Source organism: Scytonema sp. HK-05 (assembly GCF_963872035.1).
Taxonomy (GTDB): domain Bacteria; phylum Cyanobacteriota; class Cyanobacteriia; order Cyanobacteriales; family Nostocaceae; genus Kalymmatonema.
In genome coordinates, this window is record NZ_CAWMYC010000046.1 from 112,865 (window position 1) to 127,188 (window position 14,324).

The 14,324-nt window shown below is 48.2% G+C and carries 10 protein-coding genes and 3 pseudogenes; 2 read left to right on the forward strand and 11 right to left on the reverse strand.

The genetic code is table 11. The features are described 5' to 3' along the window. Positions 1 to 144 precede the first annotated feature (144 nt). The 10 genes and pseudogenes from AACT52_RS08025 to AACT52_RS41275 all read right to left on the reverse strand — a co-directional run. A complete protein-coding gene (locus AACT52_RS08025; protein WP_073630118.1) occupies positions 145 to 1,284 on the reverse strand; it encodes a glycosyltransferase in 1,140 nt (379 codons plus the stop codon). Beyond that, the gene (locus tag AACT52_RS08030) at positions 1,281 to 2,483 is read right to left on the reverse strand and encodes a hypothetical protein (RefSeq protein ID WP_073630120.1); all 1,203 of its coding nucleotides are present in this window, start codon (positions 2,481 to 2,483) and stop codon (positions 1,281 to 1,283) included. Before AACT52_RS08030 ends, AACT52_RS08025 begins: the two co-directional genes overlap by 4 nt. 2 nt (positions 2,484 to 2,485) lie before the next feature. After that, complete coding sequence (locus AACT52_RS08035) at positions 2,486 to 3,667, reverse strand: glycosyltransferase (RefSeq protein WP_083630211.1); 1,182 nt, start codon at positions 3,665 to 3,667, stop codon at positions 2,486 to 2,488. 28 nt (positions 3,668 to 3,695) lie between these two features. Then, a pseudogene (locus tag AACT52_RS41270) lies at positions 3,696 to 3,845 on the reverse strand (DapH/DapD/GlmU-related protein); the annotation flags it as partial. Positions 3,846 to 4,258: 413 nt separating this feature from the next. Further along, positions 4,259 to 4,831, reverse strand: a complete 573-nt coding sequence (locus tag AACT52_RS08045) for an acyltransferase (RefSeq protein WP_073630125.1) — start codon at positions 4,829 to 4,831, stop codon at positions 4,259 to 4,261. A gap of 140 nt (positions 4,832 to 4,971) precedes the next feature. Next, entirely contained in the window at positions 4,972 to 6,780 is a 1,809-nt protein-coding gene (locus tag AACT52_RS08050) for an ABC transporter ATP-binding protein (protein ID WP_073630127.1), read from the reverse strand. Further along, a complete protein-coding gene (locus AACT52_RS08055; protein WP_233153875.1) occupies positions 6,777 to 8,585 on the reverse strand; it encodes an ABC transporter ATP-binding protein in 1,809 nt (602 codons plus the stop codon). The genes AACT52_RS08050 and AACT52_RS08055 overlap by 4 nt, the downstream gene beginning before the upstream one ends. A gap of 83 nt (positions 8,586 to 8,668) precedes the next feature. Then, positions 8,669 to 9,256, reverse strand: a complete 588-nt coding sequence (locus AACT52_RS08060) for a hypothetical protein (protein WP_073630131.1) — start codon at positions 9,254 to 9,256, stop codon at positions 8,669 to 8,671. 6 nt (positions 9,257 to 9,262) lie between these two features. After that, the gene (locus tag AACT52_RS08065) at positions 9,263 to 11,392 is read right to left on the reverse strand and encodes a glycosyltransferase (RefSeq protein WP_233153876.1); all 2,130 of its coding nucleotides are present in this window, start codon (positions 11,390 to 11,392) and stop codon (positions 9,263 to 9,265) included. Between the two features lie 176 nt (positions 11,393 to 11,568). Then, positions 11,569 to 11,692 (reverse strand): annotated as a pseudogene (locus AACT52_RS41275) (IS5/IS1182 family transposase); the annotation flags it as partial. Between the two features lie 122 nt (positions 11,693 to 11,814). On the opposite strand from AACT52_RS41275, the gene AACT52_RS08075 reads away from it, so the two are divergent. Together AACT52_RS08075 and AACT52_RS08080 are read left to right on the forward strand one after the other, a co-directional pair. Continuing rightward, entirely contained in the window at positions 11,815 to 12,825 is a 1,011-nt protein-coding gene (locus AACT52_RS08075; RefSeq protein WP_073630133.1) for a hypothetical protein, read from the forward strand. A gap of 20 nt (positions 12,826 to 12,845) precedes the next feature. Continuing rightward, the gene (locus AACT52_RS08080) at positions 12,846 to 13,796 is read left to right on the forward strand and encodes a hypothetical protein (RefSeq protein WP_073630135.1); all 951 of its coding nucleotides are present in this window, start codon (positions 12,846 to 12,848) and stop codon (positions 13,794 to 13,796) included. A gap of 81 nt (positions 13,797 to 13,877) precedes the next feature. Here the strand turns inward: AACT52_RS08080 and AACT52_RS08085 are convergent. Next, positions 13,878 to 14,324, reverse strand: a pseudogene (locus AACT52_RS08085) (response regulator); the annotation flags it as partial.

The following is a 14,324-nucleotide window of genomic DNA, read 5'->3' on the forward strand; positions in this document are numbered from 1 at the left end:
AGAGAGAAAAGAGAATTTTACGTTCAAAGTAGCGTGCCCGTGCCTCCTAACGGAGGAGCTAACGCGCTTCACGAAGGGGGCGCGTAGGCTTAGGGCTTATGATTTAGGATTGCTATAGTGATATTTTATAAACTCAATGTATGGTTAACTCATAGCTGCCTCTAAAAGAGATGAAAGAACTTTATCTGCATTAAAATACTCCTGTGCTAACTGCCGTGCTGCATACCGATGTCGCTTATAGTCAGCGTTGATGGCTTCTATAGCGTTTACTGCCTCCTTTTGGTCACGGAAGGTTAAAATCCCTTCTCCTATCGGCAGCCAATCGCTTAAGCTTGTGTCTTGAACTAGAATAGGTCTGCCGGAAGCTAGGTAACAGACGCTGCGATCGCTAAACCAACCGCCCTTTGTGGCAACATAACCGTGTTTCGCCACTCCAAACTCAGCACGGGATTCTTGAACGAATTTTTGGTAAGACTCTGGTGAAAAAGACGCAATCCATCCAGGGAGGACTTCCCAGCCGTACTGGGATAGCTCATCGGGAAAGCCGCCACTTAATGCAATCCGAAACGGTTGTTTGGTGAGTTGGGGTATATCAATGAACTTGAGAAATTCTTTATCCTTGTTGCCATAGGTGACTCCTTCGTAGACTACCTCCCGATAACTGCGCCACTGCATAATCGAACTGAAGTGGGTGGCACCGTCGTCCTCAGTCACTGGCCAGTAAGGCAGTGCTACCGGAGGTAATGTCAACAGCCAATCCCTACCGATTGTGGGGATGAGACAGTCTGCGGCACCAATGCGCTGCCCAATTGTGAACAGGCGATCGCAATGTTCAACGGTGTTCGCTAATTCCGAATCACCACTGGCAATATTAATCTGAGTAAAACCTGGATCTGCATCAATATAAATGCGGCGTTGTGGCCACTTATATTCCTCTCTCCACAGAGAAATTGGTGAGCCACGGACAATCATCAAATCAGCTTCATTACATATTTCTTTAAAATTGTCAATACCCATCCCAACCGAATGGTCGCCAGCTCGGTAAATCCATTGATTTTCAAAGCCAAGCCCTTCCAGGCAGTTTCTCACATAATTGGTGGGATATTCCAAATCCGTGGTGAGTTGCTCGGTTTCCCAGTTGTAAACCCACGACTCTGGTCCACATTCTTCCAAATAGAAAACATTATGCCCAAGCGCACGCAAACCCAAAAGGTACTGCAGGTCAGACCAGGCATTGCCTCCTATAGGAAAACGACCGATCGCACTCGCAAAAATGATGATCATCTTACCTGGACTCTCCCTGACTCGTCACGAGCATGAATTGCTGTTTCCAGTAGTCGAGGCAGCACGACTTTGTAACTGAAGGTTTGCTCGGCTATTTCCCGTGCTGCAAGGCTTTGCGCCGGATAATCTGCGTTGACGCGCTCTATGCAGTCTACTGCGGACTCCAAGCAGGAAAACGCCAGCACGCCATGACCCGTTGGTAACCAATCGCTAAATCCGGTATCTTGTAAGATCACGGGGCGACTAGCGGCGAGATAGCAAACGCTGCGATCGCTAAACCAACCGCTACGGGTTTTGACATAAGCGTTTTTGGCAACGCTAAATTCTCCCCGCGAGCTAGTCAGGTAATTGATGTAAGTTGATACGTTAGCGCTCAGAACCCTGCCATCTCGAACTAACCAGCCTGCTGTCTGTAGAGACTTGGTAATCTCTGCTATTTCTGTATCCTTGCCCGAAAGCGCAAGTTCGAGTTTCTGGGCACAGTAGCTTGGGAGTTCCAGCAGGCGCATGAATTCCTCATCCTTCTGTCCATAGTGTTCGCCCTGGTAGATAATGCCACCATAGGCAGTCCAATTGGCAACTGTTGTCAATGGTATATCTACCCATTTTTCCCCACAATCTTCTGGAGTGAGTACAGGGCGTTGCCAGATCTCTGGCACAACAGGCGGTACAGTGGGGAGCCACTCTATACCATCACTCGGAATCCTGCAATCGGGTTTTCCGATATTCACACCATAACTAAAGTAGGCGTGATAGTCGTTGCGACCCTCAGCGGCGAATGTCCCAGTTTGAGTAAAGAATGGGTCCATATCGATTAATATCCGGCGCTTGCACAGAAAGAATTCAGGCAACCAGCAAACTCCACCGATATTCAATAGCAGATCCGCCGTCTTGAGCATCCGCTTTAGCTCTTGCCAATCCGCACCGTAGACGGTTCCCGTGTCCCGATTCACATAGCACACAGTGGCATTCACGCCATAAGTGTTTATAAGTGTTTCCACTGCGTGAATTCCAACGCTGGGGTCATCACTGTAACTGCGGTTTATCGGGTTATAGCAGGACTCAGACCAGCCGCTTTCCTCTAGGTATAGGACTTCATGCCCCAGAAGATGTAATCCTAACACATAGTGGAAGAAGGCCAAAAGATTACCAGCTAATGGATGACGGATCATATATCCGCAAACAACAATGCGTGCCATACTTATAACCCTGCTCGCTCCATAAGACTGCCAATCACCTTTTCTGCGGCAAAGTACTCTGATGCAATTTCGCGGGCTGCTTGGCAATTGCCTTTGTAGTCGCTTTCGATCGCGTCGAGTGCTGCTAGAATATCTTCCATATTGTTGAATGCAAAAAGTCCTTTACCCGTTGGCAGAAATTTGCTGAATCCTGTTTCCTGAGTAATCACAGGACGACCAGCTGCCAGATAGCAAGCAGAGCGATCGCTAAACCAGCCACTCAACAGGCGCGTGTATTGCTCCTTTGCCACCGTGAACTCCCCGCGCGATTCCTGGATATAAGCGCGGTAATTCTTCATATCTTGAGAGAGTTCCACCGCGTCTACCTGGCTCCAACCATGCTTCTGAAGCAGCGATCGCACATTCTCTCTTTCCTCCTCACTCACATTGGTCGCCATCTCAAATGGCAACGGACGCGCTTTGGGAAGATCCAGAAATTTTTCCAACTCACGCGCCTTGCGCCAGTAGTAAGTTTTGCCCTGATAAGTAATGTCCTTCCCCTTATTATTCCAAGTGGCGATGGTGTTGTAAGCAATCCCTGGTGTGAAGTTTGAGTCCCACAAATCCAGCACAACTGGTTGGCGGGTAGGTAACCACTGAAAGCCACCGACGGGAACACCACAATCTGGTGCCCCTAGATTTTCCCCAAAACTGAAGTGGGTATCGTGGGCGGACAGGTGAGCAATGAGTTTTTGGTCGTCCTGAGCAATCCGAATCTGAGAGGCAACCGGATCTGATTCTACATAGATGCGGCGGCGGCAAGCCAGATGCTCCTCGCGGATTTCCTGGTCACCCGTTACGTTCAAGAAGGCGTCTGCTTCCTGATATAATTGCAGGATTTGGGCTTCAGTCATCCCATAACATTCACCCCCGAGATAGTCGCGAAATCCCCACCGATCTTTGAAGCCATACGCCTCTAAAATGGGGGCAATTTGCTGGATATTCTCAGTAGCATCTGGAGAAAGGTCGTTGATGCGGGGATTGTAAATCCAACGCCATGAATCTTCTATATAATAAGCGTCATAACCTAAGCGACGAAGCCCTAGCAGGTAGTGGAGGAACTGGTAAGTCACCCCTGCTAAGGGATACCAAAATAGAATACCAAAAACTATAATTTTCCCTTTACTGGGGCGTTCACTTCTCACGGTCAATTCCTCCTGCATCTAACTCACGAACAACACGGGCAGGATTGCCAGCCACGATGGTGTACGGTGGGACATCCTGGGTGACAACAGACCGGGCACCGACGATCGCCCCCTCTCCAATCGTGACGCCTGGTAGTACACAGGCATCAAAACCAATCCAAACGTTAGAACCGATGAGAATCGGTTGCGCTGGTACCATGCCATCAATACATCGGGGCGAACGAAATGGTATCTGTTCTAGTTCACGCCGCCGCTGTGTCGGGTCGAACGGTAGTCGGTAGGTATCCATCAAAACAACATTCCAAGAGATGAGGGCATAATCACCGATTTCGATCTGGGCGTCACAGATAATCCTGGCTCCGTGGACAAGCGCATAGTTACCCAAGCTGACTTGCCCACGCGGACCAACATCAAACATCGTCCCCAGATAGGTGGAAGCACCGCGACCGTATTCTACCCCCACTGGTGCTTCGCTACGGTATAACTGAAAACTGAAGGTCGTTTCAACGTAGGCGGTTTCGTCAAGAACCACGTTTTCTGGAATCGTTCCTGGATACCAATCCCAGGAGAGAGTGCGTGTAGACATCGCCGTTAAACCTCCCCAATAATCTGTGCCGGGTTACCCATGACTCGGGTGCGTGGCGGTACATCTCGGTTCACCATTGCACCTGGCTCCACAATTGCCCCAGCTCCAATATGGACTCCCTTGAGGATTGTGGCGTTCGGTCCAATCCAGACGCCGTCGTCAATAACCACCGGTCGCTTTACGATTTCTGGTCGCGGTAAGGTCTTGCCCAGAGGTGAACAGGCGATCGCGTCAGCAATGCGTTCAGCAGGTGCGATCGGATGAAAGTCGGTATCAGCGAGTGTCGTATTCCATCCAATCACAACGTAGCTGCCAATGCGAAGTTCAAGTTCGCACAAAAGTACAGCGTTTGTGAAGTAGCAATAGTCGCCAATCTCGACCTGCCCCTTCTCACCAATATCGAAGTGAACGCCGTCCATAGTACAATGGTCACCGATGATTAGCCCCTGTGTCTTACGGCTATGGAATCGCTTGAACGCGAGATTGCCCATGATGACTGTGTTTGAACCAATTTGGACATTCTGTGGAAAATCCGTAATTCCCCTGTACTCCGACTCCTGATTAGTTAAATCGTTCACCTTCTCTCCCCTGGCTTATACTGTAATACAGTTCAGTTAAGCATTTCTTTTTTCTCTTTGCGTCCTCTGCGTCCTTGGCGGTTCGTTAAAAAAAATTGATTTTTACAAAAAGTTTTAGCCTTAGCATCAACCGTATTGCTTTATACCGATTCAGAATGGATGATTGGTCGGCTGGACTGGGTTTGGTGCAGGCGATAGTACAGCCCACGAGCGTTTAGCAATGCTTGATGGGTTCCTATCTCCGCAACTCGTCCTCGTTCCAACACCACGATCCGGTCTGCTCGTTGTACTGTCGAGAGGCGATGGGCAATAATAAACGTAGTTCGTCCTGCCATCAGTCGCTCTAATGCCTCCAGTAGCAGAAACTCGGTTTGAGCATCCAAAGCAGAGGTGGGTTCATCCAGAATCAGCACTGGAGCATCCTTGAGTAGGGCACGGGCGATCGCCAACCGTTGCTTTTCTCCCCCTGAAAGCGTAGCTCCTCGCTCACCAATGATGGTGTCATAACCTTGGGGTAATCGTTGAATAAAGGTGTCAGCATTGGCAGCTTGGGCGGCGGCGGCGATCGCTTGGCGGCTAGCACCAACACAGCCATAGGCAATGTTCTCCGCGATGCTTAGCGGTAGTAGAAACGGCTCCTGCAGCACCAGGGCAATCTGCTCGCGGAGGCTTTGCAGTTGCACGTCTCGGATATCTACCCCATCGAAGAGGACTCGTCCCTGCCAAGGATCGAAAAAACGGGGAATCAGAGAAACCAGGGTACTCTTACCTACTCCTGTCGCACCGACCAGCGCGATCATTTCCCCTGGCTGTGCTTCCAAGGAAATGTCTTGGAGTATGGGTTTCCCATGCTGGTAGCCGAAGGTGACTTTCTCTAGGCATACGTATCCACTCGCTTTACCGGGTTGTAAAAGCAGAGGTTTGGCATCAGCAATTTCCCGTACCTCCTCCTTGGCATCTAACACATCTAGCACTCTACGAGCACTAGCTGCCGCTGCTGCAAAACCAGACGACATATAAGCCAAAGTCTCCATCGGCGCATACAAGGAGGCGAGATAAGAAAGGAAGACCAGTAAAGACCCAATTGAAAGTAACCCATCCAAAACCTGGAAGCCGCCAAATAGCATAATTCCTGCTGTTCCGACTGCCGTTACCCCGCTCACCCCAATTTTGAATTGCATCTGGGCAAAAACAGCGCGCAAACAAGCCTGGAGCGCTTTTTGAGACAGGTAGCGAAAGCGCTCATCTTCGTGTGCTTCGCGACCAAATGCTTGAACAATTGGTAGCGCTGTTAACGTCTGCTCGCTAAGCGCCATAATCTCGCCTTCAAATTGTTGATGCTGATAGGTTCGCTCAATCATGGGCTTGTTAAAGACCCAAATCAGTAACACAATCAGGGGAGCAACGAGTAGCGAGAGCAGTGAAAGGAAGTGATCAAGTTGCCACATGACAACGAACATGACTACCAGATTCACCACGGAAGTCAGCACGGGCAGAAAAACCCCCATCGCCAGATTCCGAATACAGATGCTGTCAGTCATGACTCGCCGGACGAGATCGCCAGCTTGCTGTTGGTTGTGAAACTCCAGAGAAAGATGCTGTAGGCGATGAAACAGTGCTGCTCCCAAGTCATAACCCATTTGACTGCCAACGCCAGCACCAACATAGTCTTGGAGCAGACGAACTCCTTCACCAGCTAGAAATAGAGCGATTGTAGCACCCGCTAAGGGACCGAGTAGCCCAACATCGGCACCACCAACTAAGGTTTTGAGCCAAACAAGAGTATTTGGCAGGGATTGGTTACCCAGGACGCAATCAACAATCAACTTCAAAGGCCAGGGCTTGAGCACATTCAGCCCTACATTAATTAGCATGAGCAGCAGCACAAAGGCGAGTCCGCGCCAACGGACTCGGGCGTAATGTGCTAGTCGCAGCCACCACAGTTTCATAACACGACCTCCTGCGGCGAATCGGGAAACTGCAAGGAGTGCAAACGCTTGTAAAGACGAGAACCTGTCAGCAACTCCTGGTGCGTTCCCATCTCCACAATCCTCCCCTGCTCCAGCACCACGATGCGATCCGCCCGGAGAATAGTCGAGAGGCGATGAGCAATAATAAATACTGTCCGCCCCTGCATCAAGCGCTCTAAAGCTGCCAGCAGTAAGCTTTCAGTGTGGGCATCCAGAGCAGAAGTGGGTTCGTCGAGAATGAGTACCGGCGAATCCTTAAGCAGCGCCCGAGCGATCGCCAGCCGCTGTTTCTGTCCGCCAGAGAGGATAGCTCCTCTTTCACTCAGAACGGTGTCATACCCCTGAGGCAGCTGCCGGATGAATTCGTGTGCCTTAGCGGCTTTGGCGGCTGCGACAATCTCCTGTTGACTTGCTCCCGGACGACCGTAAGCAATGTTCTGTGCCACCGAGAGTGGCAGAAGAAACGGCTCCTGTAGCACCAGGGCAATCTGCTCGCGCAGGCTATTGAGTTGCACACCTCGTACGTCCACCCCATCGAATAAGACTCGTCCCTGCCAGGGATCAAAGAAACGAGGAATGAGAGAGACCAACGTACTCTTACCAGCACCCGTCGCACCGACCAGAGCAATAGTTTCTCCCGGTCGCGCTTCCAGGGTAATGTTTTCTAGCACAGGATAGCCAGCTTCGTAACCGAAGGTAACTCCCTCTAGACATATATGTCCCCGATCTCCCGGTGCACGAACAGGCAATGGTTTGGCTCCTGGGGCATCGTGCACCCCATCTTTAGCATCCAAAATCTCTAGCACTCTATCCATATTGGCTTCTACCGACTTCAGGCTCCCGTAGATGCCAAACAACCCCCGAAATGCTCCTTGTATGGATTGTAAATATGCCAGGAAAACCAGCAAGCTACCGACACTCATAGCTCCTGATAACACCTGCAGCCCGCCCATATAAAGGACAATCGCATTACCAACCGTTGTCACAGAACCATTTGCAAGACCGTAGGTACTTTTGAGCAGGGTTTCGCGTTGCGAAATCGTAACTGTGTCTTGAGCCAGGTGCTTAAACTGCTGGGTATTGTAACTCTCCCTGCTAAATGCCTGAATCATTGGGATTGCTGTGAGCGTTTGGTGGACAAAACTGGTGAGGCGAGACTGCGCCTCGCGATTCAGCTTTGTCCGGCGCTTGAGTCGGGAACCAAAGACGAGGGCAAAACCAGCCATCATTGGTGCAACCCATAGCGTTATCAGCGTTAGTGAAGAATTCAGGTTCCAGGCGACGATGCTAATAGTGAAGAGCATAAGCAGATGCTGCACAGGTGAAATTAGCACAGCACTGACTAGGGTATATACACAATAGGAATCTCCTGTCAAGCGGCTCAAAGAATCGCCGACAGTACGCTGGCTATGGAACAGCAGTGAAAGGCGTTGAAGACGAGAGAACTGGTTTTGAGCCAGTTCGTAGACCATACCTTGCCCAGCAGCACTCCAAGCCCAGCTCAAGCTCGTGTCAAGGATCGCGTTCAAAGCATAAAGTCCGAGGCTACTTAAAGCAGCGACAATGACCAGCAGTGGTGGCGTCAGGGACTCTTTGAAGTTCGCAAACGAAGAAACTAGGGGGGGGAGGGCTACCTGAGAGAGGGCATAATCCACCAGGATTTTCATTGGCCAAGGTTGAAGTGTTGCGGTGGCTGAGGTGCCAGCCGTGAGAGCGAGGATTGCTATTATGGTGCGCCACTGCCGCAGCGGATATTCGAGCAAGCGCCCGTATCGGTGCATCATTGCTTTTAACCCTTGCCTCATTTACAAATTCATCTCTCGTCTGACCATTTGCTCATTAGTATAAAGAAGCACTAAAACAAACGTTATGCTTGTATGACTGCACTTTGTACGACAGACTTGGTGCTCTTGGGGTGTATCGGCAGCAGGTGGAGTTTTTTGGCGACCATCTCCAGCACGTGGTAGAGAATACGCCCCAAACCGAAGTTCTGATAGAAAATGACGACGGCGTTGAGTACCCCTACTAAAGATGTAACTAAAGCGACTTCTGGCATTCCCAGAAGGATTGCCACAACTGTGTAGACGAAATACGCAACCATAGCCATAGTGGCAAACTGCGACATCCTCAGTCCACACCGTAGCCTCAGTAATCTCTTGTTGCCACCGTGATTTTCAGTACACACGTTCACCTGAATTTTTGACCAGATCCCCCGGTGAATCTCCAAATCCCAGTCGCTCCACCCATCATCGACAGTGATGAAATACTTGTAGGGCAGGAGGAAATCCATGACCTCTTGAAGCAGGTTCTCCTTTTCCAGTCCTGTTTCTGTCCAATAGGACAACTCATAGGCGCGATCGCGCCAACAAATGTGTACTCTTTTAGCTGATCGAGCAAACTTTATCAACTCCGGTTGAGTCAGTATTTGACTCTTGTTATTAGAAACTGCTTCCATTTTTCTTTACGGCTTATCAAACTTTATCGGTTCTACTTTAGTAAGTTGTTTTATGCGCCAGCGGTAGCGTTCTACACTGCGTACAATAGGACCCAGGTAGATCAGCACAGCAACAAGCAGGCGTGCCCTTGCTCCCTGAAACCGCTCTTCAATGCGTGCTTGTAAGGCACCAGCTATACACCAGACAAAAGAGGTGAGGAACATTGCCGCCGCCACCCACGGATAATCACCAGACACAAGCGCAGACACAAATAAAACACCAGCCGCTACATTCCACTCCAGCGTTAGGGGGAGGTAAGAAATGAGGGAGCCAGAAGGCTCATATAGGGTTTGAAACAACCCGCGACCAAACACCCCAGAGTAGATAACTGGTTGACCAAAACGAAGAAATGAGGATAAATCTCCGTAGATCCTCCCCGCCCAGCTGGGCTGTCCCAGAAGGTTAAAGCGGTTGGGATGCTTAAAATAAACGAGCGCCTCTGCCTTACCATAGCCTCGCTGCTGCTTAAGATACGCATCTACCGTGTTACGGCGAAAGTGCCATACTATTGCAGCTGGGCTAAAGCCAATTGCGTAGCCTTTGTCTTGCAGCCGCCAGCATATATCAACATCGTCACCCGCAGCACGATACTGCCGGTCGAACCCGTCAATTTCCTGTAGAACCTCCCGACGAAAAGCCATGTTGCAGCCAGCAATATGTTCGGCTACCTCATCGCTCAAAAGTACGTGGGTGGGTACACCGGGAGACACAGCAACGCAGGCTGGGACAAGAGAGTCTTCAGGAGGAGATAAGTTTGGACCACCGACGGCTGCCAAACCCGACGAGAGAAACTTTGCGACCAGATAGGTGAGCCAGTCTGGATCTGCCATACAATCAGAATCGGTAAAGGCAACAATCTCGCCCGTCGCGGCGGCGATGCCAACGTTACGTGCTGCGCTTAGTCCCTTGTTTTCCTGACTAATCAGGCGTACGTAGTCGTAGCGCTGAGTTATTTCTAGAGTGCCGTCAGTCGAGCCATCATTAACTACGATCACCTCATAGTTAGGGTAGTTGAGTTCTTTGAGAGAAGCTAGGCAACTATCCATAGTGCGCTCAGCATTGTACGCGCAGACAACCACTGAGACTTTAGGATACTCAGGTAGCACTGGCGGCAGAGGCGCTGTGTAATACTGCTGCACGGTGTCGAACGCAGGCTTTTTGTTACGTTCAGCATCAACCAAGCCAAAAGCCCAATCTTGTATAGCATACCCGCCAGTAAACCACTCATCCGTCCAAGAAAAGACGATCGTCCCTGCCGCTCCCATGTCAAAGCTTGATGACAACTTCTGGGAGAGGATCTGTGCTTGTTCCTGGGTTCCCTCACGGATCGAGTCAACACCAAACTCACTCAGCACGAGAGGTTTATCCCCCGCCAGGTTATGGAGTCGGGATAGGTAGCGGCGAAAATCTTTTTCTTGATGCAGGTAGACGTTAAAGCATAAAAAATCAGTAAAGTCAATATTTAAATATTCAGTACAGGGGTAATTGGCATAGCTTACCAGACCCTCTGGATCGCTGTCTTTTGCTACCGCCATTAACTCTTTGACAAAAGCACGAACCCGTTTTTGACCATGCCAACGCACAATATCTGAAGGAATCTCATTGCCCACCAAATAGGCAAAGGCAGCGGGATGGTTCCGGCAGGCTTTAACTCCGGTGGCAATGCAGTTACGGATTTCTGCCTGAACAGCAGAGGAGTCAAGGAAGGCGATATGTTGAGACCAGGGGATGCCAATAAGCAGCCGCAAACCGTAGGTTGCAGCTAGATCCAAAAGCCAATCAGGTGCAACGGTATAGATACGTAGACAGTTAGCGCCCAGCTGTGCCATCATGGCAAAGTCTTTCTCCACAACTGGTTTTTCTGGAAAAGGCTCGCCATGCGTGCCGGTGGAGAAAGGACCGTAGCTAACTCCTTTGAGAAAAAACTTCTGATCTCTCTTAAAGAAAAATTTGCCCTTTACTGTAACTGCCTCCCTATCTGCAAGCGTTGTAGGGCTGCGGCTAGAAGATGACATTAGATTTTGCAAAATACCCCCACCATTGACTGCAAATTCGCGTTTCTCGTTACGAGCTATCTTTACTCGCAACACACCCACCCGTAATATCCCCCTGGGGTGGAACCAACTGTTTATGAAATAACAGTGTGCAATCAACGTGTTTGCGATCGCGTCCTAGAAAATGTATGACTTAACGTATAAGTTCTATAGTTTTGGTCTGTTTGTGTCTCAGGTTGAGTCAACAATGCTCTCGTTACTGCAAATCCTTTCCCTTTTGACATCCTCGCCGCATAAATAAACGTCGCCACGGTTTCCGGCAGCACCTCATAGTCTTTACTCAAGCGACGATACCAATTAAACCAAAAGTGTAGGCAGTACCTCAAATCCTTTGACTTCTTCTAGGCAATCTTTCAGGTGTGTTATGAGCGATGACCAAATGGGAATCATAAGAAAAGAAGCTAATGCCATTTTTTGGTCTGAAGCGAACCAACGTAATACATACATAGTAAATTTGTTAATCCATGTCTGACAATCAAGAGCGTAATTCCGCTGTTAACGCCACTGCGACGACCAGCGTTCACCATGCCCAATTACAGGATTTACCCTTAAGTGCGGTGCGTAGATTATATAAAGGTGGGATTCGACCTGGTGAACTTCCAAGAACCAGAGTGCAAGCCGAACAGATGTTAGAAAAGATTCCCCCAGTTCAACGAGCTGGCATTGACAGCAAATCGGCTGGTGTTAATGCCCAAAAATATTTATCCGATAAGCACGCTAGTCACATCAAGCCCCACAGCCAAGGTGGCTCAAATGACCCCAAAAACATCTACTGGGAGAATGCCAGAGACAACATTGCTCGCGGCAATAAGCCTATGATCTGGCAAGAGCAAATGAGAATAAATGCCAAATGGCATTTTGACAATATGATGGGTGCTGTCAAAGCAGGTTTTCAAGCTGCTCCTCTAGGAGCAGCCATTGGTGCAGCAACAACAGCACCATTTTCGATGTTAACCAACGCGCTTCGTGTAATTCGGGGTGAAATTTCTGCACAACAAGCCACCGTAGAAACATTAAAAGATACCTTAGTTGGTGGCACAGTTGGAGGCGCTACAGCTTTTGCAACCACAGCAGTTGCAGCAGCTTGTCCACCAATTGCGATCGCCTTAACTACAGCAGCGCCAGCGTTAGCCGTTGTTGGAACTGCGGGTATGGTTTACGAGTTTTTCCAAATCCTCGATGACCATAAGCAAGCAGTAAAAACATATTACCAATCTTTGACTCAGCAAGAACTAGAACGTTTGCAACAGATTGAGAACGAACTCATTTATGAACACACTAAAAATCTAGAGTTCCTGGCTGAGGCGAAAGCAGTCAACGAAGACATTAAAAATCGACCCATTACACCAGGCATCGAAGGGGCAATGAAACGATATCTTGAATCATCTGCTATTGCTAAATCTCTAGGATTAACATCAGCAGATAGTAAGTTGCTTACTGATTCTCAACTTCCTCATCTTCCTCCTAATTCCTAGGGAACTCATCAAAGAATTATATGGTTTTTATACTTCCTTTTATTTTCGGCAAGCAAATATTAATCAGTGAATTTAGTTTGGGAATTCACAATTTTGCCTTAACTGCTAAAGAACAAATAAAAATAGAAATAGAAAAGGTCGTTGAAACTCAATTCAACAATACTTTAGAACGTGATGATGAGAAAAATATTTTTACATATATTTGGAAGAAGTTAAGTTCTTTATTTGAAGTTGACGCTAGCTCAGATCCATATAAGATTAGAGTCAATAAGAGAAAATATGCTGACGAAATTGGGAAAATAATTAATGATTACTGCACCCCTATAATACAAAATTTTTGGTTAGATACTCAAGATAAACTGGTCAGAGATGGAACAAAAATTCGCGAATATATAGTTCAAAAAATTCAAAAACAAATCCAAGCAATATCGGATGAAGTTTCTAAGTACATAGGAAATGCTTTAGAAGTTGAAATAGGTACTAATCCAATTGAGTTTCCTCAGTTTGAATTTTCAGGAATTGATGCCAAAATAGAAAAGCAGCAAGAAGTATTTACTAGAACTAGAAAAGAAACCAGAAACAAGAGTCGCTGCTGTGCCTCTGATGAATCATATGAAGTAGATGTTCCTTATCAGGAAACAGTTTCTTTCTATGAAATAGATTTAAAACTGACTTCACAAGCAATTCAGAAGAAGATAGACGAACAAGTGCAGAGAAACATAGAGTTGCTCCAGCGAGTCATTCAAAAACAAGTATCAGAAGATTTTCAAAAAGGCGAAAAGCAAATTAATGACTACATAAATAGATTTCAATCTCAATTTGACAACTTGCTTAAAGAACGAGCAACAAGGGAAGTAAAAGCTCCTGAGATTGTTGCTATGCTTGAGAGTCAGAGAATCAAAGTAAATGAATATCTCACTGAATTGCAGTCTATTCGAGAAGTACTTGATAGTTGGAAAGCAATGCCTTGATAAAATCTCAAATGTTGCTTTGAAATATTTAATCAGAGATTATGCTGGAGGCTTTTTGCGCGTTTCCTTATAACGAGCCACTATGCCCGCTAGACGCTCCAATTCGAGATTGGCTTCTTCTAACTGTTTATAAAGCCGGGATTGTTCGAGCAGACGACGCACGCGATGGCGCAGCACTGCCCAGTGAATCGGTTTTGTGATATAATCTGTAGCCCCGACTGCAAACGCTTGCTCAACCGAATCTGGATCGTCAAGCACCGTGATCATCAACACAGGCACAGTGCTGTCGTTTGCGGTTCGCAACTGGGTGCAACAGGCAAAGCCGTCTATCCCTGGCATCACAGCATCCAGCAAAATCGCGTCGGGCTTTTGATTTTGATAGGCGGCTAGACACGCCGCGCCATCTTGTGCTTCCAGCACTTGGTAGCCTTCTTGTTCCAGTGCGACACGCAGCAGCATCCGCATGGATTTGTCGTCATCGACAACAAAAATTAAGGGGGAGTTTTTTTGAACAGGGTCGATACTCAT